This window comes from Tabrizicola sp., from assembly GCF_030373185.1.
Taxonomy (GTDB): Bacteria; Pseudomonadota; Alphaproteobacteria; order Rhodobacterales; family Rhodobacteraceae; genus Tabrizicola.
In genome coordinates this window covers 13,000-35,898 of sequence record NZ_JAUCZH010000010.1, presented here as the reverse complement: position 1 = coordinate 35,898, position 22,899 = coordinate 13,000, and the positions used below count along the sequence as shown (strand labels likewise).

At 62.9% G+C, this 22,899-nt stretch carries 25 protein-coding genes; 3 read left to right on the top strand and 22 right to left on the bottom strand.

The window, feature by feature from the left end; genetic code table 11:
* Positions 1–4: 4 nt before the first annotated feature.
* From QUV21_RS17030 to QUV21_RS16975, 12 genes are all read right to left on the bottom strand, one after another.
* Positions 5–1,870, bottom strand: coding sequence for a GtrA family protein (locus QUV21_RS17030; protein WP_300856522.1), 1,866 nt, complete (start codon positions 1,868–1,870; stop codon positions 5–7).
* Positions 1,871–1,878: 8 nt separating this feature from the next.
* Positions 1,879–2,607: a class I SAM-dependent methyltransferase gene (locus QUV21_RS17025; protein WP_300856521.1), complete on the bottom strand. Its 729-nt coding sequence runs from the start codon at positions 2,605–2,607 to the stop codon at positions 1,879–1,881.
* A 1-nt stretch (position 2,608) separates the two neighbouring features.
* A complete protein-coding gene (locus QUV21_RS17020; protein WP_300856519.1) occupies positions 2,609–3,631 on the bottom strand; it encodes a glycosyltransferase family 2 protein in 1,023 nt (340 codons plus the stop codon).
* 173 nt (positions 3,632–3,804) lie between these two features.
* Positions 3,805–4,035: a hypothetical protein gene (locus tag QUV21_RS17015; protein WP_300856517.1), complete on the bottom strand. Its 231-nt coding sequence runs from the start codon at positions 4,033–4,035 to the stop codon at positions 3,805–3,807.
* Between the two features lie 46 nt (positions 4,036–4,081).
* On the bottom strand, positions 4,082–4,822 hold the full coding sequence (locus QUV21_RS17010; RefSeq protein ID WP_300856516.1) for a gamma-glutamylcyclotransferase: 741 nt from the start codon (positions 4,820–4,822) through the stop codon (positions 4,082–4,084).
* Positions 4,823–5,058: 236 nt separating this feature from the next.
* Positions 5,059–5,934, bottom strand: a complete 876-nt coding sequence (locus QUV21_RS17005; protein WP_300856515.1) for a sulfotransferase domain-containing protein — start codon at positions 5,932–5,934, stop codon at positions 5,059–5,061.
* A gap of 22 nt (positions 5,935–5,956) precedes the next feature.
* Positions 5,957–6,214, bottom strand: a complete 258-nt coding sequence (locus tag QUV21_RS17000) for a hypothetical protein (RefSeq protein ID WP_300856514.1) — start codon at positions 6,212–6,214, stop codon at positions 5,957–5,959.
* A 40-nt stretch (positions 6,215–6,254) separates the two neighbouring features.
* A complete protein-coding gene (locus tag QUV21_RS16995) occupies positions 6,255–6,677 on the bottom strand; it encodes an ester cyclase (protein ID WP_300856513.1) in 423 nt (140 codons plus the stop codon).
* 11 nt (positions 6,678–6,688) lie between these two features.
* Positions 6,689–7,480: a class I SAM-dependent methyltransferase gene (locus QUV21_RS16990; protein ID WP_300856511.1), complete on the bottom strand. Its 792-nt coding sequence runs from the start codon at positions 7,478–7,480 to the stop codon at positions 6,689–6,691.
* Positions 7,477–7,860 (bottom strand): SgcJ/EcaC family oxidoreductase, encoded by a 384-nt coding sequence (locus QUV21_RS16985; RefSeq protein ID WP_300856510.1) that lies wholly within the window; start codon positions 7,858–7,860, stop codon positions 7,477–7,479. Before QUV21_RS16985 ends, QUV21_RS16990 begins: the two co-directional genes overlap by 4 nt.
* On the bottom strand, positions 7,857–8,630 hold the full coding sequence (locus tag QUV21_RS16980; protein ID WP_300856509.1) for a hypothetical protein: 774 nt from the start codon (positions 8,628–8,630) through the stop codon (positions 7,857–7,859). Before QUV21_RS16980 ends, QUV21_RS16985 begins: the two co-directional genes overlap by 4 nt.
* Positions 8,631–8,632: 2 nt before the next feature.
* Positions 8,633–8,965, bottom strand: coding sequence for a GYD domain-containing protein (locus QUV21_RS16975; protein WP_300856508.1), 333 nt, complete (start codon positions 8,963–8,965; stop codon positions 8,633–8,635).
* Between the two features lie 230 nt (positions 8,966–9,195).
* On the opposite strand from QUV21_RS16975, the gene QUV21_RS16970 reads away from it, so the two are divergent.
* Positions 9,196–9,567 carry a nuclear transport factor 2 family protein gene (locus QUV21_RS16970; protein WP_300856507.1) on the top strand — a complete coding sequence of 124 codons (372 nt, stop codon included), beginning with the start codon at positions 9,196–9,198 and terminating at the stop codon, positions 9,565–9,567.
* Positions 9,568–9,649: 82 nt separating this feature from the next.
* Here the strand turns inward: QUV21_RS16970 and QUV21_RS16965 are convergent, their stop codons facing one another.
* The 10 genes from QUV21_RS16965 to uxaC form a co-directional block, all read right to left on the bottom strand.
* Positions 9,650–11,131 (bottom strand): winged helix-turn-helix domain-containing protein, encoded by a 1,482-nt coding sequence (locus tag QUV21_RS16965; protein ID WP_300856506.1) that lies wholly within the window; start codon positions 11,129–11,131, stop codon positions 9,650–9,652.
* Between the two features lie 541 nt (positions 11,132–11,672).
* A complete protein-coding gene (uxuA, locus tag QUV21_RS16960; protein WP_300856505.1) occupies positions 11,673–12,863 on the bottom strand; it encodes a mannonate dehydratase in 1,191 nt (396 codons plus the stop codon).
* Positions 12,860–14,269 carry a mannitol dehydrogenase family protein gene (locus tag QUV21_RS16955; RefSeq protein ID WP_300856504.1) on the bottom strand — a complete coding sequence of 470 codons (1,410 nt, stop codon included), beginning with the start codon at positions 14,267–14,269 and terminating at the stop codon, positions 12,860–12,862. Before QUV21_RS16955 ends, uxuA begins: the two co-directional genes overlap by 4 nt.
* A 78-nt stretch (positions 14,270–14,347) precedes the next feature.
* A complete protein-coding gene (gene kduD / locus QUV21_RS16950) occupies positions 14,348–15,076 on the bottom strand; it encodes a 2-dehydro-3-deoxy-D-gluconate 5-dehydrogenase KduD (RefSeq protein WP_300856503.1) in 729 nt (242 codons plus the stop codon).
* Complete coding sequence (kduI, locus tag QUV21_RS16945) at positions 15,073–15,897, bottom strand: 5-dehydro-4-deoxy-D-glucuronate isomerase (protein WP_300856502.1); 825 nt, start codon at positions 15,895–15,897, stop codon at positions 15,073–15,075. Before kduI ends, kduD begins: the two co-directional genes overlap by 4 nt.
* An 11-nt stretch (positions 15,898–15,908) precedes the next feature.
* Positions 15,909–16,214, bottom strand: coding sequence for a cupin domain-containing protein (locus tag QUV21_RS16940; RefSeq protein WP_300856501.1), 306 nt, complete (start codon positions 16,212–16,214; stop codon positions 15,909–15,911).
* 4 nt (positions 16,215–16,218) lie between these two features.
* The gene (locus QUV21_RS16935) at positions 16,219–17,499 is read right to left on the bottom strand and encodes a TRAP transporter large permease (protein WP_300856500.1); all 1,281 of its coding nucleotides are present in this window, start codon (positions 17,497–17,499) and stop codon (positions 16,219–16,221) included.
* A gap of 3 nt (positions 17,500–17,502) precedes the next feature.
* A complete protein-coding gene (locus QUV21_RS16930) occupies positions 17,503–18,024 on the bottom strand; it encodes a TRAP transporter small permease (protein ID WP_300856499.1) in 522 nt (173 codons plus the stop codon).
* 54 nt (positions 18,025–18,078) lie between these two features.
* Complete coding sequence (locus tag QUV21_RS16925) at positions 18,079–19,059, bottom strand: TRAP transporter substrate-binding protein (protein WP_300856498.1); 981 nt, start codon at positions 19,057–19,059, stop codon at positions 18,079–18,081.
* A 23-nt stretch (positions 19,060–19,082) separates the two neighbouring features.
* Positions 19,083–20,489 (bottom strand): glucuronate isomerase, encoded by a 1,407-nt coding sequence (gene uxaC, locus QUV21_RS16920; protein ID WP_300856497.1) that lies wholly within the window; start codon positions 20,487–20,489, stop codon positions 19,083–19,085.
* A 136-nt stretch (positions 20,490–20,625) separates the two neighbouring features.
* Between uxaC and QUV21_RS16915 the strand changes: the two genes are divergently transcribed.
* Entirely contained in the window at positions 20,626–21,324 is a 699-nt protein-coding gene (locus tag QUV21_RS16915) for a GntR family transcriptional regulator (protein ID WP_300856496.1), read from the top strand.
* Between the two features lies 1 nt (position 21,325).
* Entirely contained in the window at positions 21,326–22,237 is a 912-nt protein-coding gene (locus QUV21_RS16910) for a sugar kinase (protein WP_300856495.1), read from the top strand.
* Positions 22,238–22,899: the final 662 nt, after the last annotated feature.

The window sequence follows — 22,899 nt, the reverse complement described above, 5'->3', positions numbered from 1 at the left end:
AAGATCAGGGCAAGACCGCAAGGCGCTGGAAATAAAGAAAACGGTCGGTCGTGGCTGTTAGTCGGTAGGCAGCCACGACCTGCGACCAGTCTTGATCTTCGGCCATGAACGCCTGCCAGTCGAAGGGATTTGCATCGAAATAGCCCGACTGCCGGTCAATGATCAGCAGGTCGGGTTGGTGCGACAGGATATCGTCGATGTTGTCACCCCGGTTACGCGCGGCGATGGCCGCAAGCCTTGCGCAGACTGCCGCTTCCCTGGCGCAATCGGTCCTTGCCAAGCGGTTGATCGCCCCAGGCACCAACCAGTTCGCCGGGTATCGGCTGGCCCAGTCCGCATCGAGCGCAAGCGCAACCGGCGGCCCGGCATAGACGTGGCTGGACAGCACGATCACGCCATCCACCTGCCCCAACCCGCTGGCAATGCGCGAGATCTCCGATACGGCGCCGTTGCTGTAAAGGCCGCGCCGGACCGACCCGGCAACAAGTCCGGCAAGAGCCACCGCAACCGCGAGTGCCGCAACAGTCATCCCCGACCGCGATGCCTTGATCATCAGAAGGACGCAACCGATCATGGCGAAGGTCCGGAACGGGATTGCATGATAGCCAAAGCCCGTGCCTTGCATCAGGTAGCTGGCCAACCCGGCGCCAGACAGCACCAGAAACACCCCCGCCTCGCGGTTCTGGCCCCGCGCGCCAAGGGCAACAAGCACCGGCACCAGCATCAGCAGCGCCTCGAACTGGAGCTGCGCCAGAAGCGGCCCAACCTCGGAGCCATATGCCCCATAGACATCGCGCGCGATGCCCAGGATTTCGGTCAGATAGAGCGGATGCACAACAGCCACATAGCCGACATAGGCCAGCCCAAGCCCAAGAAAGGTCAGGTTCGCGGCGGAAACAACCGGCCACAAAGACCGCAGCCGCACGCAATGAAACACCGTCACGACAATTGGAAACACCACGAAATGCGGCTTCAGGCAGACCCCGACCGCCGCAAAGGCAGCACTGGCAACGTCCTGGCCCCGGCTGCCCGGCGCAGAGCCGATCTGTCGCAGCGCCCAAGGCATTGCCAGAATGACAAGCAGCTGCTCGCGCTGCGCCATGTTGTTCAGCGCCGGAACAACGAAGGCCGCGGCGATCCCGACCAGCATCAGTGCCGCCCACGCGGGCGAGAGTTGGCGATCTGAACCGATGATCGCGCTGCACCACCACAGGCTGAGAAAGATGAGCAGGCTCAGCGCAATGTATTGCCCGTTGGTATCAGAAACGCCAAGCAGATCAGCAAACAACAGCGCGGGAACAGTCAGATAGAAGTTCAGCGGCGGATTGACCTCCATCACGTCGACGTAAAGCGTGGCTCCACCCAGCCAGTCACGCGTGGCGATCAGATACCACGCAGTATCGTGGTTCAGCATACGCCCCCAGAACAGCGCCAGAACCGACACCGCAAGCAACAGTGGCAGTACCAGTCCAGAAGGGAAAAGCCCGATGGTCGGCGTCCGACCGTCAAAGACCCAGAACCGCAGCACAAGGAAGGTCATGCCCGGCACAAGGACGGCAACTGCTGCCATTGCAGTAGCGAAGCTGAACCCAAGATGCGATGAGACGACCCAGACTGTGCCACTGCTGGTTGCAAGACCAAACAGCGACAAGAAAACAAACCTTAGGAATTGCGGACCAGACCGCATCTCTACCCCAAAGGTAAAACGCGCGTGTCCAACATAAGATACCAGCACGGCAGCGGAAAAACCCGCAAGATTGGCCTGCTGATCTGAAATAGCCAGCAAATGACGCAGAACAAGCGCGCACAGGACATGAACGACCGTTGCCAGCCCCCCGACGCCGACAAACCTCGTAAACTGCGCAACCATACCGATGGTCAGGCCCTTTCAAGAACCGCAGCCAGCGACAGGCCAACCGGAAACCGAACCGCCTTAAGCACCCGGCTTTCAATCCCGAAGATGCGGACCAGAACCCCGTTCAACCAGCCGGGAGGCATCCTATCATCCGGGGTATCGCGCCCTGTCAGGCGCTTCACCGCCCGCGCGGTCACGGCCAGCGGGAAGAGGAACGTGTTGAAATAGCTGCAATAGCTCACTTTCAACCCGGCCTGACGGGCAGCCTCGGTCAGGCTGGCACGGGTGTAGCGGCGAAAGTGGTGGTGGCGCTCATCATGCTTTGACCACAGGAACGGAAAGGCCGGGACCGTGACAAGGATCTTGCCACCGACCTCAAGTCGGTCAGCCAACGCTGCCAAAGAAGCGCTGTCCGCTTCGACATGTTCCAACACATCGAAAAGGCCGATCAGATCATAGCGCCGGTCATCAAACGGCAAATCATCCGGCAGCGCGCCAAAACGGATATCCAGCCCTGATTTGGACATGGCATGTTCGCGCGCCACGCCGTCATATTCAAAGGCATCAACCTGCCCGAACCGGGCCAGCATCGTCAGGTTCCCCCCGCTGCCGCAACCCGCTTCCAGAATTCGGGGATGAGGTCGCGCTTTCAGCTCTTGTGCGACGAAGGTGGCAATGACCTTGCGGCGCGCGACAAACCACCAATGTGTCGCCTCAAGCTCGTTCATCCGGTCGTAAACGGTGCGGTCCATGTCAGTCTTCGGCTTTCGGGGCAGGATGGTGGGATCGCACGATGTAAAGCGGGCGCTGGCGCACCTCGGTATAGATGCGCCCGACATATTCGCCAATGATGCCCAGCGCGAACATGTTCAAGCCCCCGAACACAAGGATCAGGATCACGGTCGAGGCGTAGCCCGGCACGTCCACCCCGAAAATCAGCGTCGTTGCAAGAAGATAGGCAGAGTAGACCAGCGAAATCATCGCCATCAGGATGCCAACGTATGTCCATATCCGCAGCGGCATGGTCGAGGCGGCAAAGATGCCGTCAAGCGCCAGCTTCCACAGCTTCCAGTATGACCAGCTGGTCTCCCCGGCTGCCCGGGCGGGGCGGTCAAAGGTGATTTCCTCGGCCTCGAAGCCCACCCATGAAAAGAGTGACTTGTTGAAGCGCGACCTTTCGCCAAGCCGACAGACAGCGTCCACCACCGTGCGATCAAGCAGACGAAAGTCGCCGACGTCCTGCGGGATCGGCTGATCGGCCATCGCATTGAAGACCCTGTAGAATGCCCGCGCCGACATCGCCTTGAAACGGCTGTCACCATCGCGGCGCGCCCGGCGGGCGTTGACGACCTTTGCCCCCGCGATCCAGCGCCGGATCATTTCGGCGATCACCTCGGGCGGGTCTTGAAGATCAACGTCCAGCGGGATGACGGCATCACCGCTCGCATGATTCAGCCCGGCAAAAAGCGCCGCTTCCTTGCCGAAGTTGCGCGACAGATTGATCAAAGAGATATCGGCGCGGTCCGCAGCGGCCGCAAGGATCAGCCGTTCGGTCGCATCCCGGCTGCCGTCATTCACGAACAGGATGTCGACCAAGGCCAGCGCATGGATGTCGTCCAGGACACCCCCCAGCTTTTCCAGAAAGGGTGTGATGCTGTCCTGTTCGTTATAGACTGGCACGATCAAGGTCACCCGGCGGATCCCGCCATGACCCGGCCTCTCCCGGCCCTCGACCTCTAGCTGAACCACTTTTCCCCCGGCGCTTATCGACGACACCTTACACCCCTGCTCGTTGTTCGATCTACTCCAGCGTTTCCAGAACGGCAAAAATATGGCGAACCTGCGATCATTGAAGGGATTTCAGCCGGACAAAGCCGCGCTTGGGCTCAAGTCAGGGCGGACCACTATGCCAACGGCGGAGCCTTTCCGAGGCGCTGGGGCAGTCTGATCTACCATTTGCCAAAGGCCCGCGCCCTTGTCCTGCGCCAGGCAGTTGCGCCCGTCAGGTGGAATGTAATCGCCCGTATGGCCCCCGAAGTCCGCGATGGCATCATCGACGTCGAATGCCGGCCCCCGCGTGCCGCCAGCTTTTGCGGGCCGATGGCGTGGAACTCCCGCAACAGCGGGTCAATCTGCCCGCGGTCAGCTGGTTCGGCACTGACGGCAACGGTTATGGCCATTCTGGCTCTTCTTTTTGGAAAGCAGTCTCGTGGAGGATGCGGGCGGTCACGAAGGCACCACCGCGCCTGCCCTGACGGCAAGGTAGGCGTCGACCGCGCGCAAAAGCTCGGCGCAATGATCGTCAGTGATCCCCAGATGGGTGAAGTGCTCGACGATATTGGCGAGATATTCCCGGCTTGTGCCAAGGTCGCCCGCCCCGTGGGCAAGGAAGCGAACCTGTTCCTCATGGGTCAGATCAGGGCGGACGTCGGGTACGTCGTGATCCGCAAGAAAGGTCAGCACACGGATATCCGTGTCGCCGATCCGGGCCGGGACGAATCGCGCAAGATAACCGGGTGCGAGCATCTCGCGCCGGAACAGGATTTCGGTCTCGACCTCGACGTCCGCCGCCGCGATCCGAAAGGCCAGCCCCTCGCAACCCTCACCCGCATCAAGCGTCGCGAACAGGCCCGGCGCTTCTTTCGTGCCGCGCCCCCCCCTTGTGTCGACCAGGATCAGGCGGCGGGCATGGCCTGAAACATGCGCGCGCCGCACCTCGACAAAGCGCAATGCAGGATCCCACATCAGCGAACCATAGCCGAAGATCCACAGGTCTCCTGCATGGCCGGCCAATGCCTCGGCCCGGATCGCCTCGCGCCGTGTGTCGCCATGCACCCAGTCCCGCAGCGCCGGATCGCGCGCGAGCTCGGCCTCGATGTTGAATGTCCGAAAGAAAGAGCTTTCAGGATCGGCTATCCGGCCGCGCAATTCGGGGTGGTGGGCGAAGGGGTCGGTAAGATCAGGCAAGGCGGCTTTCCAATCCTGTGTCTTGGGCAGGGATCATTTCCCTACAGGTGTCGACGCCCGAAACAAGTTGATTGCTCAACTCCGGCGCTCCCCACCCTTCCCTTTGCTGCGGCGCTTGGGTAAGTGCGCGAAAGAAATCTACCCGGTTTTCGTTTGGGTCGCGCAGATTGACCGCCCCGCGGCACCGCGATGTGTTGCGATCTCGACTGCCAACTTTGGTGAAGGCCATTCGATCCTCACCCACGGCCTGCATCCCCCCATTCCAGCCAGCCGCGTTCTTCAACCGTCAGTCCTGCGCTCATCTTGGCATCATAGGCCGCAAGGTCATCATCGGTCAGCAAACCCTCCCACTTTCGCGATGTTGCGCTGTCAAAGAACCCCGCATCTGCCTTCCAGAATCCTTGTCCGGCTGACGGCGTGAAACGTGCCGCATTGGCTTTCATGCTGGCAAATGTCGCGGCCTCGGTGACGGCCGCCATGACCTCGGCCGGAAGGGCGATCCCGACATGCGCCGCCAACGACGCCACAGCACCCGGAAGATCGCACAGCATGTCGGCATAGTGCAGTCGGATCAAATTCTCACGCGGCTCGCGCGCGAGTGTGCAGCGGTAGTGGTCCAGGATCGATCCAAGGCCCTCGTGATTGACGTCCTCTGCCAGGAATTCCCGAAAGCTGTCAGACGGGTTGTCGGACAGGGGGGCCTGCCCCACGTCGCGGGCCATGTTGGCCAGATGCCTACGATAAGAAAAATGCACGTCGATCGGGTGACGATAGACCGTGACATATCGAATCTGCTGCCAGAAGGGGATGCCATCGAAAGGCGTGTGCGTCTTGACCTGCCGCCTGTGCTCCTGCGCCTCTAGCCTCGCCATGACCTCGCCGAGATCGCGAATATTGATGTCGATCCAAGGCGATTTCATCGAGGTCTGGGCGTCCACCTCCGGGTCGCCTGCGATCAGCATGGCAAGGATGCCTTGTGTCCAGGTGGTGCCTGACTTTGGCGGAGTGGAGACGACGATATCCCCCGCGCGAGGCAAGAAAGCGTCCCAGCGGGAGCTGTCGGAAATGGCGTCGGTATAAATGCGGAGGGCGGGTTCCGGATTGGCAGACATGCGTGTCTCCATAATTGCAGGATCAAAGGTCGAGTTGCATGAAAACCAGGTTCACCGCGGCGCGCGGATCGGTCCTGACCGTGCCGCTTTCGGGATAGGGGTCGGTAAAGCGGAAGCCGACACTCTGGTAAAGTGTCTGCATCTCTATTTTGGTCCGGCTGCCCCATCTTGGGCGGATAGCGGCCAGCCTCGGCGAACAGGTCGATCGCGATGGCGCCCGCCTTGACGGAATCGCCAGGTCAAGGGCGGGCGTGGCGTTGAAGTAGGCGGGCGGGGTCATCGGTGTCTCCGGTTGCAGTGGAGCAAATCCGTGGCGGTTCTCATGCCACGAGCCCCTGTTGGCGGGCGATGCTGGCGCTGTCGTAATAATCGCGTCCTTCGACCACCTTGCCGTCCTGCACCCGCATGACCGAACAATAGCGCACCTCCATCTTGCGGCCCGAGGGTGGAAAGACGCCAAGGCTGGAGTGCAGCGGGCCGGTCTGGGTGCCTCTGTTCAGGAATTCCACCACGGCCCAACCATCCGCGCCGGTGATGACGTTGACGACCTTGACCTCCCCATCGGGAAAAGCCGCGCGCCAGCGGTGATAATCCATCCGGTAGCCGTCCGGCCCGGTTTGCGCTTCGCCGCGTGCGACATCCTCGAACCGGCAATCTTCGGCAATGACCGCGACGCCGCGCTCCGGGTCGCGCAGATCCCAGCTTTCGTGGAATTGGCGGACGGTCCTTTCGATATCGTTCATCTGGCTTCCTTTCAGTCGATTGTGGTGACCAGACACCGCGCCCGGGCGCCAAGGCGAAAGCTGCCGTCGGCTTGCCGGAACGGGGCCAAGGCCGCGCTGATGGCCGTGTTGAATGCAGGCTCGCCGACGCGCTCGCGCGCCAGGGTTGCAACGCCGGCGGACCCGAAGCCGCGCAGGGCGGTTGCCTCGTCGCGGTAGAACCAGGGCGAGTCCACGTCGAAGACTGCAACAGGGGTCAGCCCGCCCGCGATGGCGAAGGCGCGCAGGGCCGTCTCGTCCGACAGGGCGAAGGGGCCCGGGGTACCCGGCGGCGCGGGGGGCAACATCGGCTTCATGGCCGCGACCAGGGTAGCGGCGTCCATGCCTGCGGGATCGCCCCAGGTGGTGACGACGACCATCCCGCCCGGACGTGTGACCCGCCCCGCCTCGCGCAAGGCCTTGATGGGGTCGCTTGCGAACTGGAAGGCGTTGAAGCCGGTGACAAGGTCGAAGGTGTCATCGGCGAAGGGCAGCGCCTCCAGATCGCCTTGCCGGAAATCACCTCCGGGCGTGCGTTCACGGGCAATCGCCAGCATCCCTTCGGCCGCATCCACGCCCGCGACTTGCGCGCCCAAAGTGGCGGACAGGGCCGCCGCCATGCCCGCACCGCAGCCCGCCTCCAGATGCCGGGTACCGTGTCGCACCCCGGCATGGGCCAGCACCGCGTGAAAGGCGGCGGCGAACTGGCCTTCCTGGACCTCGGCCCAGTCGCGCGCGCTTGCCCCCCAAAGGCGGCCATTCACCTGTGCTGTTCCAGCGCTCACCCGGCCACCTGCCGGGCGTAATCCTGCCCATCGAACCAGCCGCGTGAGGCGATGACCTTGCCGGCCGCGTCAAGATCCCACTCCTCCCACCCGGTGATCCGCAGCGGATTGCGGCTCTGCGCATGATGGCCGGTGAAGGTCCACAGATAGGCAACGTGGTCGCCTGCGATGCGAAGCCCGTCGCAGGTCAGGTTCAGGTCAGGCACATCGGCGAAAAACCCCGCAGCCATCGCGGCGACGCCGGCGCGCCCCTCCCACGGGGTGCCGCGATTTATGACGATTGTGCCACCCGGGGCATAGAACGCCGCCACGGCCTCGGCCGAGCCGCTGTTCCAGGCGGCGGTGTAGTCTGCGGCGATCGCAGCGATGTCGGTGGTCATGTCATGGTTCCTTCCTGCAATTCGGCAAAGGGGTCGCCGTCCCAATCCCCATGACTGCGCAGCGCGCGCAGGCGGGTGAAGGACGAATAGTCGAACATCAGCCCGGCGCGGTTCTCCTCCATCCGGGCGCGGTGGCGACCGTGGCTGTAGGCGGCTTCGCGCATCGCCTCGTCCGAGCGCCAGAGCGAACAGGTAAAGCCCTGGCGCCCGTCAGGGCCGTTGAACGCACCGTTGCGCAGGTTCGAGGGCAAGGCGCCATACCACGCCATGACCTCGGTCACGCCTTCGACGAACAGCCGGATGCGGGGCAGCATATGGGCCTCGCGAGACAGGAACCCGGCCGAGGTGATAACCACCAGCGGGCCACCGGGATCGGCAGGGACGGGGCGCACGGCGGTGCCGTCCTCGACATGTCCGCGCCAGTTGACCTGACCGCGATGCGAGAACGGGACCGCAAGGCAGTGCCAGGCCGCGACGGCCTCGGGCAGCCAGGGCATCGCGGCACCGGGATCGGCAAGCATGGCCTCGGCTTCGGCACGGCTGTCCCAGATCCCCATGCCGCACCAGATGTCCGAGGACAGGGTGACAAGCCCGTCCTCTCCCGGCGTGTGCTGCGGACAGAACCGCCAGACCGGAGCGCCCGGCACCGGCGGAAACGTCCTGTCATGCGCAGATATCGCGTCGGGAAAGCGCAGGCGGTGAAGGGTGATCCAGTCGTGGTCACCCAGGTCGGCTGCGGGGTGTGCCCCCGCCGCAATATCTGCGGACACGTTCAGCCCTGCGGCGGCTGATAGGCGCCGGTCACCTTTCCCGCCATGGTCATTGCGGCCATCGCATCGGCGGCTGTCATCAGCTTGACGGTCGAAGAGCGGGAAATGGTTCCCGCCGAGGCAACCGCCGCAGCACCCGCCATCATCATCTTGTCGTCCGGCCCTTCGATCAGACAGATCACATCATATTCGCCAAAGGCAAAGAACAGATGATGCAGCTTGCCGCCAAGCGCCTCGATCAACTTGCGGGCCGCCGCCTCGCGGTCAGAGGGGCTGGCTACCATCGCCTTGATCGCCTCTTTCGAATAGCTGAGCTGATAAAGATAAAACGCCATGTGGTATCCTCCCGATTGCGTTGATGGCAGGGGTCATTCTTCGCCACTGCCTGTGCAAAACCATGCGCCTCCCGCCGGTCTCCGGCTATCAGCACGGCTAAAAAGTTCTAAAGCGGCGGGTGACTTTGCGTGGAAACGCTTGTTTGCCAAGGGTGCGGATGTCACGCTAAGCGGGCCATCCTCCGGACCCCGGGCCGCTGGACGGGCAAAGGCCGCCGGGGAGGCGCAAGATGCAGGACGCGCAAACCTATGCCGAGATTGCCGAGGTCGTCAGAACCTACGTCGAAGGCATGTGTCAGAACGATGCCGCAAAACTCCGTGCTGCCCTGCACGAAAAAGCCTGTAGCATCGGGCATTTCGAGGGCGGGTTGGAGTGGGAAAGCCGTGAGGGATTCATCACCTTAGTCGCAGAGGCCGTCAAGGAGCCGGACCTGTCACCATGGCACGTCATAAATGCGATCTCGGTGGTCGGAGACGTGGCGACGGTTCAGGTTGAAGACATCTGGCTTGGCATGCATTACGACGACACGCTGACGCTGTTGCGGCATGAGGGCCGCTGGCAGATCGTCTCAAAAGTGTTCTTTCTGCGACCAGCCGGGTGATCTGTCGCACCTGACGTCTTCCTTCCCTGAGTGCTGCGGCAATTTTCGCGTTCGGCCTTGTGCCTGATCGGCGTGGCATCCCCTAGCGCAAGGCGTCGGCGGCCTCGGGTGGCGCGAGCCCGGCTGCGATGCGAAAGAATGTGTGCGCCCGGGCAAGGTAATCCGCGTTCGAGGTCAGCCAGCGCCCGGCCAGCCGCGCCTCGACCAGTGTTGGCGCAATGGCCTTGACCCGTTCAAAGGCCGTTGAGGCGCGGTCGACCCGGCCAGCTCCCACCCAGGCAATCGCGGCAAGGATCAGAGGTGTTGCGCTGCCAGACGCCTCGGCCAACGCCGCATCCGCCGCTTCTGCCGCAGCGGCATAATTGCGCACGGCAAAATGGGCGAACCCCAGTGCGGCCAGAAGTGATCCGCGCGCAGGGTCACGCGGGCTGCGCCGCAGGGCGGCCTCGGCAAGGACCACGCCCCTGTCGGCATCGCCATGAAACCCCTCGTAAAGCCCCAGCCAGGCCAGGGTCACGGCGCAATTGGGGTTCATCTCATGCGCCTGGCGCAGTTCGGGCAGGCCGGCATCGGCATTCTGCTGCATGAAATGCAACAAGGCGCGGATGCGTCGTGCGTGATGATCCGTCGGGTCCGCCGCGATCGCCCGGGTTGCGGCATTGATCCCTTCGGCAAGGGTTTCAGGCACCGACGCTGTCGTCGCATGATAGACGTGCCACCAGGCCACCCACGCCAGAACCCGCCAGGCCAGACCTGACGCCGGGTCCAGCGCAAGCGCCTGCCGTGCGAGGTCATCGGCCTTGTCGCGGGCGCTGCGGTCATAGGCCATGTCGCCCGCCGAAATGGCCGACCAGCCGCTTAGCGCCAATCCCCGCGCCGTCAGGTTTTCCGGCGGGGTGATGCGGATGCGCTCGGCTTCGGCCCGGTCGATCTGCGGGGCAAGGCAGGTCACGACCGCCCGCGCGACCCGCGCCTGCGTGTCGAAATGCGCGGTCAGTTCGCGGTCGAACCTTTCAGCCCAGACATGGCCGCCGGTCGTGGCGTCGATCAACTGCGCCGTCACCCGGACGCGGTCTGTCGTGGCACGGACGCTGCCCTCGACGGCATAGCGAACGCCCAGTTCCCGCGAAATGGCGCGCAGATCGCGCGGCCCATGCCGATAGACGAAAGCCGAGTTGCGGGCGACCACAAAGAGATCGCGAAAGCGCGACAACTCGGTCGTGATGTCTTCCACAAATCCATCAGCGAACCAGGCCAGATCGGGATCGCCCCCAAGATCGGTGAATGGCAAGACGACCACCGATGGCCGGTCCGGCAGGTCCAGCGCCCCCGCTTGCCCGACCTCCAGACCAAAGCGAAGACCCCGGCCCGGCACCGTCAGGATCGCATCACCCCCCAGGACTTTGCGCAGATTGGCCACCTGCACATTCAGGTTGTTCTCACCCACCACCGCTCCGGGCCAGACGGCGGCCATGATCTCGTCCCGGCCGACCACCCGGTCACGATGGGTGATCAGTATGTCCAACAGATCAAAGGCCCGCGCCCCGATCGGAACGATCTCCATTGCACGGCTAAGCTGCCGGGTCCGGCGTTGCAGAACAAAATCTGAGAAGCGAATGCTGTCCATTGGCCTTGAATACTGGTGCCGCTGGCCAGAAGCATATCAAGCATCCCGAAGAATGCTCTTGGAAATATCTGCCGGTGTGAAAGTGACCCTCGGATGGTTGGCCGCCGAACCGATAATCTGGTGGCCGTTTGTTCGACGCCTTTTTTCCCGAGTGGTATCCACGATCCGGCAAGCGCCCGAAGTCGGGCAGAACAAGTGTGGAAAAAGCGGCATTCTGGCCTGGTGGCCCCGCGTTCTCGGCCCATCGGACGGACGGGCTGCGCCTTCCGAAACTGGGCTCCGGCCCGAAATCTGCTGGGCAAAACGATTGCCGGATGTTTCGACGCCTGACCGGATCTGAGGGCTGCATGGGTTGGGTCAGTACACTGGGTTTCTGACGCTCTCAGATCCTGACCAGCTTCAGTTGCAGGCTGACCAGGGATCTTTCGGCCAGACCTCGCGGCAATCGGTCAAGGATCACGTTGGAATGGATCGGCAATCAGTCCGTCACGCTACTTGCACGCGCTGACAAAGCGCTCGCAACGCCACGCAATTCGGCAAGGCCGCGGAGACGGCCGATCAATGGATAGCCGGGATGGGTGCCGCGACCGATATCCGTCAGCAGTTCATGCCCATGGTCGGGGCGAAAGGGGAAAGACGCGTCGGCGCGACCCTCGGCCAGGCGGCGGCGTTCTTCGGCAAGCAGCGCATCGATCAGCGTGACCATGTCAGTGTCACCCTCCAGATGCGCGGCCTCTTCAAAGCTGCCGTCGAAGTCCTTGCGGACATTGCGCAAGTGGGCAAAGTGGATTCGGTCGGCAAAACGGCGGGCGATTGCGGGGACGTCGTTCGCAGGGTTCGCGCCGAGCGAACCGGCGCAGAGCGTCAGGCCATTGGCCCGCGCGGATACCGCGTTCAAGGCAAAGGCAATCCCGTCCGCGTCCGAAACGATGCGCGGCAGGCCCAGAAGGTCGCGCGGTGGGTCGTCGGGGTGGACGCAGAGCCGCATGCCAAGGTCTTCAGCGGCTGGGATGATCTCCTCCAGAAAGCGGCGGTAATTGGCGCGCAGGTCGTCGCGGCGGATGCCATCGTAGCCTTGCAGCGCCGTTTTCAGTCCCGCGATGTCATAGCGGTCATAGGCCCCGGGCAGGCCGGACATGATTGAATGGAGAAGCGTCTCACGATCGGCCTCGGAAGACTGCTGGAACCAGACGGCGGCGTCCTTGCGAACCGCTTCGGGGTAGTCGGCTTCGGCAGCCTGACGTCCAAGCATATGCAGTTCGAAGGCCGCCATCTTCGGCGCAGAAAAGCGCAGGCAGGTGCCGCCACGGGCGACAGGTGCGGCAAGGTCGGTGCGGGTCCAGTCGATCAGCGGCATGAAGTTGTAGCAGATCGTGCGGATACCGTTGGCAGCCAGATTGGCCATGCTTTGCCGGTAGTTGGCGAAAAGCTGGGACAAGTCCCCTTCCCCGCGCTTGATGCGTTCGTGGATCGGCAGGCTTTCGACCACGACCCATTGGAAGCCTGCCGCCTGAATCTCGGCCTTGCGGGCAGCGATCAGGTCGCAGGGCCAGACCTCGCCATAAGGGATTTCGTGCAGGGCGGTGACGATACCCGTAGCCCCGGTCTGGGCAATTTCGGCCAGGGTGATCTTGTCGAACGGGCCATACCAACGCCAGCTTTCGATCATGTCATGCTCTCCAAGGTGCGGCGGGCGCCATTTTTCAACAAGGATTTGTAGGTGGTGGTGACATGAGCCAAGAGGGCTGCGGCCAAGGCTTCCGGGAAGATCTCGCGGAAGGACAACAGTGCCGCGACCTTGCCCTCTGGCGTGCTCTTGCTGTCCAGCAAGGCACGAAGGCGGGCAGCGAGCGGGTCACGCACGTCGATGGGTTGGCCCAACTCATCGGTGCCGCCGACATACCGCACCCAGGCGGCAACAGAAAGGATCAGGCCGGGGCTTTCCCTCCCCGCTTTCAGATTGTCGGCCAGCGTCCCAAGAATGCGCTGCGGCAGCTTCTGGCTGCCATCCATTGCGATCTGCCAGGTGCGGTGGCGGATACCGGGGTTGCTGTAGCGGTCGAACAGTCGGTCGGCATAGATGTTCAGATCAGCGTCAGGCGGCGGGGTCAGCGCTGGGATGATCTCATCAGCCCAAAGCGCGCGGATGAAGGTGGCGAAGACCGGGTCGGCCATGCAATCTGCGATGGTTTCATGCCCGGCAAGGTAGCCCAGATAGGCCAGCGCGGAATGAGTGCCGTTCAGCATCCGTAGCTTCATATGCTCAAAAGGGGTGACGTCCTCGACCAGTTCCGCACCAACAGCTGCAAGGTCGGGGCGCTGGTTGTCGACGAAATCATCCTCGATCACCCATTGCCGGAAGGGTTCGTGCTGGACCGGCGCGGCGTCGGTCATGCCAGTAAGGCGCTGGACTGTGGCGATGGTGTCGGGCGTGGTGGCCGGGACGATCCGGTCAACCATGGTTGAGGGGAAACAGGCTTCGGCCGCGATCCATTCCGCCAAGGCCGGGTCGATCCGCCCGGCAAGGTCCAGCACAAGGCCGCGGACAAGCCGGCCGTTGGCCGGAAGATTGTCGCAGGTAAGGACGGTGAAGGGGCGGTGACCTGCGGCGCGGCGGATGGCCAGGGCACGGACAAGAAAGCCGATGGTCGAGCGGGGCAGCGGGACTTCCAGATCATGGATGATATCGGGGTGATCCGCGTTCAGCAGGCCGGTTGCGGGTTCGTAGCAATAGCCCTTTTCGGTGACGGTAAGAGTGACGATCCTGACCGCGGGGTCGGACATGGCGGCAAGCACCGCCTGCGGGTCTTCCGGGGCCACGAGGACGCCGGTGACGCTGGTCACGGTTTGCACGGTCTGGCCGTTCGGGCCAAGCTCCAGGGCGGTGTAAAGGCCGTCTTGCGGTTGCAACGCGTTGCGGACATCGGGGCGTTGCAGTGACACCCCGAGGATGCCCCAGTCGCCGGTCCCGTCGGCCTCCTGGATATAGACCGCGCCATGCGCACGGAAAAAGGCGCCAAGGCCAAGGTGGACAATGCCGGTTTTCGGGGCGGGGGTGGTGCGGCGGAGGATCATGCCGTGGCCTCCGGGCTGGGCCAATATCTTTGGAAGCAACCTGCAGAAATCTCCGAAAACTTCTGGGCCGTACGGATTTCAGCGGGCAAGCCAGCCTCCATCGACGTTGAGGACCGCGCCGTGGATATAGGTGGCGGCCGGAGAGCAGAGGAAGACGGCGGTGCCGGCGATGTCCTCGGGGCGGCCCCAGCGACCGGCGGGGATGCGGCCTAGGATCGCCTCGTTCCGGCCGTGGTCGGCGCGCAGGGTCTCGGTGTTGTTCGTCTCGATATAGCCGGGCGCGATGGCATTGACGTTGATGCCCTTCGCGGCCCATTCGTTGGCCAAGAGCTTGGTCAGCCCCGCAACGCCATGCTTGGCGGCGGTGTAGGAGGGTACCCGGATGCCGCCCTGAAACGACAGAAGCGAGGCGATGTTGACGATGGCGCCCCCTGCCCCGCGCTTGACCAGCGCCCTGGCAAAGGCTTGCGCGGTGAAGAAGACGGCCTTGAGGTTCACGTCCATCACCGCGTCCCAGTCTTCCTCGGTAAAGTCCAGGCTATCGGCGCGGCGAATGGTGCCGGCGTTGTTGATCAGGATGTCGAAGTCGCCTGCCGTGAAGGTTTCGCCCGCCGCCATCGGGTCTGCGAAGTCGAGGGTTATGGCGCGGGCATCGGGGATCAGCGCCAGCGTCTCGGCACAGTCGCGCCGGGCCGCGACGGTGACCCTTGCGCCCGCTTGCGTCAATCCCACGGCTATTGCCTGTCCGATGCCGGTATTGGCGCCGGTCACCAGCGCATGGCGACCTTGCAGGGAAAACGGGTTCACCGCAGATCCCCCATGCCAACCATCTCGACGTCCTTGTAGTCCACGTTGTCGCCCGCCATTGCCCAGACAAAGGTATAGCTGCCGGTACCAGCGCCGCAGTGGATCGACCAGGGCGGCGACAGCACCGCCTCTTCGTTGGCTACGACGAGGTGGCGGGTTTCCTCAGGCCGTCCCATCATGTGAAACACCCGGGCGTCGGGGGCGAGGTCAAAGTAGAAATAGGCCTCCATCCGGCGATCGTGCAGGTGGGCGGGCATGGTGTTCCAGACCGAACCGCCATGGAATTTCGTATACCCCAGAACCAGTTGGCAGCTTTCCATCACCTCGGGGTGGATGAACTGGTAGATCGTGCGGTGGTTCGCCGTCTCGGGCGCGCCAGTGGTGAAGGACTTCGCCTCGCCAAGACGGATCAGCCGGGCGGGAAGGCTGGCATGGGCGGGGGCGGAGGTGAGGTAGAACCGCCCCTGTCCTGCGAAGCTGACAGGGCCAAGGCCACGGCCAAGATACAGGACATCGCCTTTCTCCATTGCATAAGTCTGCCCTGCGGCGGTGACAGAGCCAGCCGCGCCGACGTTGACCACGCCCAACTCGCGGCGATCAAGCACGCTTGCGGTGCCACATTCCTTGACCTGATCAAGGGTCAGCGACCCACCCGCAGGGACGGCGCCGCCGGTGATCATCCGGTCATAGTGGCTGTAGATCAGGCGGATTTCGCCGGGAGCGAACAGCCCCTCACCCAGGAAGGCGCCGCGCAGGGCGGTGGTATCCATGCCCTTGGCCTCGGTCGGGGAAATGGCGGGACGGGTTTCAACAGTCAGCATGGAAGGGCCTTTCAAAGGAAATCGTCGCGGCGGGGGGTGAAACTGTCGATCAGCAAGCCCGCCTCGAGGCAGCGGCAGCCATGAACGGTGCCGCCGGGAACTATCAGGCTGTCGCCCGGTCCGACCTCGCGGTCGTGTCCCTCGACAGTGAACAGGAAGCGGCCCGACTGGACATAGGTCGCCTGAACGTGGGGGTGATTGTGCAAAGCCCCCTCGCCGCCCGCGTCGAAGCGGAAGGCGACGACCATGAGGTCGGGGTGGTCGGACAAGACCTCACGGGTGACGCCGGGGCCGGTGGTGACGACAGGATAGGGCATGGGATTACCGGAACAGCGAGGGCAGCCAGAGCGACAGCCCGGGGATATAGGTGACAAGCATCAGCGTGCCGAAAGCGGCACCGTAGAACGGCCAGATCGACTTCAGCACCTGGCCGACCCCGATCTTGCCGACCGCACAGCCGACGAAAAGGACCGCGCCGACGGGTGGGGTGCAAAGCCCGATGCCAAGGTTCAAGACCATGATCACGCCGAAATGCACCGGATCGACGCCGAAGGCGGTCGCGACGGGCAGGAAGATCGGCGTGGTGATCACGATCAGGGGCGACATGTCCATGAAGGTGCCAAGGAAGATCAGCAGAAGGTTGATCAGTAGCAGGATCACGATCGGGTTGTCCGAGACCCCCTTCATCACCTCGATCATGGTCGTCGGAACCTTGAGGATCGCCAGAAGCCAACCGAAGGCGGCGGCACAGCCAATGACCATCAGGACCATCGCGGTGGTGCGGACGGCAGCGAAGGTGGCGGCGGTGAAGTTCGACCAGTTCATCGTGCGGTAGGCCAGCACGGTGACCAAAAGCGCATAGACGGCCGCGATGCAGGAGGATTCCGAGGCGGTGAAGACGCCGGACCGGACGCCAACGAAGATGATGGCGATCAGCAGGATGCCGGGGATCGCATTCAGGAACAGGCCGCCAACTGCCATCCAGCCGGGAAAGCGGTCGGTCGGGTAGCCGCGTTTGGTGGCCACCAGCCAGGCAGCGATCATCAGCGACAGGGCCAGCACAAGGCCGGGCAGGATGCCTGCGGTGAAAAGATCGGCGATGGAGATGCGGCCACCCCCGGCGATGGAATAGATGATCAGGTTGTGGCTGGGCGGGATCATCAGCGCGATGATCGACGAAACGACAGTGACATTCACTGCATAGTCAACGCCGTAGCCGCGTTCCTTCATCTGCGGGATCATCAGCCCCCCGATGGCCGAGGCGTCGGCAGCGGCCGAACCTGAGATGCCACCGAACAGGACCGAGGCCGAGATATTCACCTGACCCAGCCCCCCGCGCATGTGGCCGACAAGGCCCCCGGCAAGCGCGACAAGACGGCGGGCGATGTCGCCCCTGACCATCAACTCACCGGCGAAGATGAAGAACGGGATCGCCATGAGGGCAAAGACAGAGACGCCGGAGTTCAGCCGCTGGAAGACGACGACCGGCGGCAAGCCCATGTAGACCACGGTCGCAAAAGACGAGATGCCAAGGCAGAAGGCGACCGGCGTGCCGATCAGAAGCAGGGTGGCGAAGGTGCCGAACAGGATCCAAAGCTCCATGGGTCAGGCCTCCGCCGGGGTGTCGCCGAAGCGTTGGGTTGGCAGGCCCGCCGCCCGCCGCGCCAGGCGTTCAAGCGAAAAGAGGATGATAAGCACCCCACCGCCGACGATGGGTGCAAAATCGATTGCGCCGGTGATCCCCAGCGAAGGCAGCTTTATATTCCAGGCCGACCCGGCCAACTGCCCGCCGAACCAGACCATCCCGATCCCGAAGCCGGTCACAGCGATGTCGGAAACCGAGAACAGCCACAGCCGCGCGCGCAAGGGCAGAAGGATGATCAGGATGTCGAACGAAAGGTGGTAGCCTTCGCGGATGCCGACGGCAGCGCCAAGGAAGATGAACCAGCCCATTAGGATAACGGCGAAGGGCTCGCTCCAGATCAGCGAGGAATTGAGGCCGTAGCGGAAGACCACCTGTGCCGCAATCACGGCGGTCATCAGGACCAGCGCGGCCCCGGCGACCCAGAGCGCAGCCGTCGCCACATGGCCCAGCACGCGGGCCACCCGTTCCATCACGTCCTGCACGATATCCCCCTTTGGTGCGGGCGGCCTGACACGGCCGCCCGATTTGGCCTCAGATCATTCGGTCGCCTGGATGCGGGTCACGAGATCCTGAAGTTTCGGTGTGTTTGCGTGCTTTTCGTAGACCGGCACCATCGCCTCGATGAACGGGGTCTTGTCGATGTTGTCGATGATCTGCACGCCTGCCGCGCGTATCTTTTCTTCCGACACCTTCTCACGCGCGGCCCAAAGCTCACGGTTGATGGCGACAGAGTCCTTGGCGGCCTGACGGATCAGGGCCTGGTCTTCCGGCGTCAGCTTGTCCCAGCTGACCTTTGACATCACCAGCGCCTCTGGCACGATCAGGTGCTCGTTCAGCGTGTAATAGCCCGCAACCTCATAGTGGCCCGAGCTTTCGAAGGACGGCCAGTTGTTTTCCGCCCCGTCGATGACGCCGGTTTGCAGTGCTGAATAGACCTCACCGTAAGGCATCGGAGTGGCGTTGGCGCCAAGCGCGCTCATCATGTCGACGAAGACGTCGGACTGCATGACGCGCACTTTCATGCCCGCAAGGTCATCGATGGAATCGATGGGTTTCTGGCTGTTGTAAAAGCTGCGCGAGCCGCCGTCGAAATAGGCCAGACCGATAAAGCCATGCGGCTCGAAGGCGGCAAGGATTTCCTCGCCGATCGGGCCGTCCATCACGCGGTGCATGTGGTCGGTGCCACGGAAGATGAAGGGCAGCGAGACAACCTTGGTTTCCTCGATGATGTTGTTGAAAGGCCCCATCGAGACCCGGTTCATGTCGATGACGCCGAACTTGGTCTGTTCGATCGTGTCCTTTTCCTCGCCCAGCTGGGCCGAGTGGAACACCTCGATGCAGATGCGCCCGCCCGAACGTTCCTTGATCATCTCACCCATGACCTGCACCGCTGCGACAGTGGGATAACCGTCGGGGTGGGTGTCGGACGATTTCAGCGTCAGCTCACATTCGGCGAAGGCAGCGCCGGACAGGGCGGCCGTGGCCATGAGAGCGGCAAGGGTTGTTCTCAGCTTCATTGGTGGTCTCCTCCTGATGTTGGTCACAGTCTGTAGGCGGCCTTGGCAAGGCCATGGGCCAGTTGGGGGGCAAGCTCGAACGCCTCCTCGCGGTCGAGCCTTCCGGTTGTCACAAGATCGGCCAGAAAGGCGCAGTCTACCCGGCGGGCCATATCGTGCCGCGCGGGGATGGAAAGGAACGCGCGGGTATCGTCGTTGAAGCCGACGGTGTTGTAAAAGCCCGCGGTTTCGGTCGCCATCTCACGAAAGCGCCGCATGCCTTCGGGGCTGTCATGGAACCACCAGGGCGGCCCCAGCTTCAACGCCGGATAGACGCCCGCCAAGGGCGCCAGTTCGCGGGAATAGGCGGTTTCGTCCAGCGTGAAGAGTATGATGGCAAGCGACGGCTCCATCCCCACCGCGTTCAGAAGCGGGCGGAGGGCAGCGACATAATCGGTGCGGCCGGGGATGTCGAAGCCCTTGTCGCGGCCGAATTTCTGAAGGATGCCGGCACTGTGGTTGCGACGGCTACCGGGGTGCAATTGCAGGACAAGGCCATCGTCCAGACTCATCCGCGCCATTTCGGTCAGCATCTGGCCGCGGAAGGCGTCAGCTTCGTCCGGCGTGGCATTGCCGGTCAGGACAAGGGCAAACAAGGCGGCAGCATCCTGCAAAGACAGGTCTTCCGTCCTTGCCGTGGCGTGACCGTGGTCGGTGGCGGTGGCACCCAAGGATTTGAAGAACCCCCGACGCTGGCGATGGGCGCTCAGGTAGCCCGGCCAGCTGTGGGTGTCTTCACCGGTAATATCGCCAAGCCGGGCGATGTTGGCGGCAAAGCCCGGGAAATCGGGATCGACGACGCTATCGGGCCGATAGGTCGGGACCACCCTGCCCCGCCAGCCCGAAGCGCGGATGGCGTGGTGATGCGACAGGTCGTCCAAAGCGGAATCGGTGGTGGCGATGACCTCGATATTGAACCGCTTGAACAAGGCTCGGGGGCGGAAGGCAGGAGTTTGCAGGGCTTCGGCGATGCGGTTGTAGTAATCGTCGGCGTTGGCGGCGGTCAGCCGCTGGTCGAAACCGAAGATCGTCTCGAACGCATGATCCAGCCACATGCGGGACGGGGTACCCCGAAACAGGTGATAGTTCTGCGCGAAGATGCGCCAGATCTTCCGGCCATCGGTTTCGGTCGGGCCGCCATCGGCACGCGGGACGCCCAAAGCCTGAAGCGGGATGCCTTGCGAACAGAGCATGCGGAAGACGTAGTGGTCGGGCGTCACGAAAAGCTGGGCGGGATCAGGAAAGGCGGCATCCGTCGCATACCAGGCCGGGTCGGTGTGGCCGTGCGGGCTGATGATCGGCAGGGAGCCGACCGTGCCATAGAGCGCGCGCGCAAGGTCACGCGACACAGGATCGGCCGGAAACAGACGGTCAGGATGAAGCAGGCCCACTCTCACCCTCCCCCGGTGCAGACGCTTTGATTGATGGTCACATTGGGGATTCTTTTTATGCTAGTCAACTAATATTCCAGTTGCTGCTCGCACGGGCCACGACTAGGCTGGTGCATGAATGCAAGGAGGTTCGCAAATGCTGAACAGCAAGGCGCTGAGCGTGTTGGAGCCGATCCAACGGTCGTCGGTCGCAGATTCAGTCTTTGAAGAATTGCACCGCCAGATCCTGCGCCTGGAACTTCCACCCGGCACCAGGCTTTCAGAGTTCGACGTCGCCCGCGCACTTGGCGTGTCGCGTCAGCCGGTGCGCGATGCGTTCTACCGGCTGTCGAAGCTGGGCTTCCTGACCATCCGTCCACAACGCGCCACCGTCGTTTCGGCCATTTCAGAACGCGCGGTGATGCAAGCGCGCTTCATCCGCCTGTCGATCGAGGCTGAGACGGCGCGCGTTGCCTGCAAAACACTGACCGAAGAAGATTTTTCGGCGATCGAGGCGATCATTGACCAGCAAGCCGCTGCCGTTGCCGCGCATGACCCGGCGAAATTTCACGATCTGGACGACCAGTTTCACAGGGAAATCTGCGAACGCTCTGGCACTGGCTTTGCCTGGGAAACGGCGCGCGAGATGAAGTCCCACATGGACCGGGTGCGGTTCCTGTCGCTGTCGTTTGCACTGGAACACGCCTTCGCGGAGCACAAGGATATCCTGGCGGCTCTTCGGTCACGCGATGAGGAGCGCGCTGCGGAAATGGTGCGGATCCACCTGTCCCGCATCCTGCACCAGATTGTCCGAATCCGCGGCGAAAACGCCGCCTATTTCTCGGATGATGGCTGAAATGCGCGTTATCGCAATTGGGGAATGCATGGTGGAGCTTGCGCCCGTCGGCGACGGTCTGTTCACGATGGGCTATGCCGGCGATACATTCAACGCTGCCTGGTATCTGCGCCGCCTTCTGCCAGTCACCGCAAGTGTTTCCTACCTTTCGGCCGTGGGGACAGACGCCGTTTCAGACCGCATGCTTGATTTCATGGCAGCAGAAGGCATCATCACCGACCACGTCCAGCGGGTGCCGGAACGAAGTGTAGGCCTTTATCTGATCCAGTTGAACAATGGTGAACGGAGCTTTGCCTATTGGCGTTCCAGTTCTGCCGCACGCCTGCTGGCCGAGGACGCAACACGGCTGGACAGGGTGCTTGACGGGGCCGATCTGATCTATCTGTCGGGGATCACCCTGGCGATCCTCGACGCAGACGCCCGATCCAGATTGATGGCGTCGCTGGCACATGCAAGGGCCGCTGGCAGCCGGGTAGCATTTGATCCCAATATCCGGCCTTCGCTATGGCCGGACACGGCAACAATGCTGCAATCGATCACTGATCTGGCAGCTGGTGCAGACATCGTTCTGCCATCTTACGACGACGAAGCCCGCCATTTCGGCGACCCCGACCCTGCCGCCACGGCGCAACGATACGCAAGTCACGGGGAAGCACTGGTGGTCGTCAAAGATGGCCCACGACCTATTGTAACATGGCAGGCTGGCAAATCCGAACACCATCCGGTCCCAGTCCCGGCAGCGCCGGTGCTGGATACGACAGCCGCCGGAGACAGCTTCAACGCAGGTTTCCTTGCCAGCTACCTCGCCGGGGCGAAACTCTCCAAGGCCGTATCCGCTGGTACGTCCCTTGCCGCACGGGTGATTGCAGGGCCGGGAGCCTTGGTCAGATCTGCTGTAGAATTTGCGACATGACCGAGGCTTTCAATCGGATCGGGTCAGACCCGGCTTGACCAGGCCTGACGCCTTGGACCAGCAGACACGATGACAGAACATCTAGGAAGGCCTTCCGGAGTGGGAATCATGTCAGCAATCAGAGCTGAACAAGCAGCTTTGTCAGGATCAGCGAACGAAGTTGCGCCCGCCTCAGGCAGCATGATACCCTTCGGTCGCGCCCCGGATGCAGCCGTTGCTCCGGCGCTTTGCGCGCTTTTCCAATAGCAAGATCCAAGACCCCCGCGGGTTCGTCCTCGGGAGGGATTCCGACGCGGGTCATGATCGCGCCAATGAGGAGCGTTGCAGCGCGACCCGCATCAAACAACCCTCACGAGAACTGCCGTTCGATGAAGTTCTAGCTAGCCACCATCCCTGAGGATGCCAAGTCCTCCCGCCGACCAGGGAAGCCCCCCAAACCCGCGCTTCCCTGTTCTTCCCAATTCTTTCCCTGTTCTGTAGAATTTTCTTCCCTGATCCGCTGATTTGAATTCCCTGTTCCTGAGGAGCAAGGAATTCGGCCGTAACCCACGGAAAACGCGCGAGGATTCCAGCCGGAGAATCCCGAAAATGTCCCCAGAGAATCGAAATTCCCTGATAATTCCCTGTTCTTTGCGCACGAGCAAACCGAACGGGATCCGCAG